This is a genomic window from Pseudomonas typographi (genome assembly GCF_014694385.1).
GTDB lineage: Bacteria > Pseudomonadota > Gammaproteobacteria > Pseudomonadales > Pseudomonadaceae > Aquipseudomonas > Aquipseudomonas typographi.
On the sequence record NZ_JAAOCA010000196.1, the window covers coordinates 1 to 255 of the forward strand.

Sequence of the window (255 nt, forward strand, 5' to 3'; positions counted from 1 at the left end):
TTGGAGACCTGAACGCATGAGCTGGGGCGCAAGGTTCTGGGGCGCGGACGGCACCCTTCAAATCGATGAGAACTCGTTCACGATCAGGGTGGTTCTTTCCACGCTGGTGACGTTCGCCGCCGGCGCCGCGAAGGGGAACCAAGACTTTTCCGTGCCAGGGGTTGGGCCGTCCAACGGCACTGCCATCGTCATCCCCAATGGGGCTTACAGCAGCAGCCAGATTCAGTTCGAAACCGAGATGCTGGACGGCATCGC

At 61.2% G+C, this 255-nt stretch carries 1 protein-coding gene; it reads left to right on the forward strand.

All coding sequences use genetic code 11. The features are described 5' to 3' along the window. Window positions 1-16 precede the first annotated feature (16 nt). The coding region (locus tag HAQ05_RS29760; RefSeq protein WP_190427788.1) for a hypothetical protein at window positions 17-255 on the forward strand (239 nt) is incomplete at its 3' end.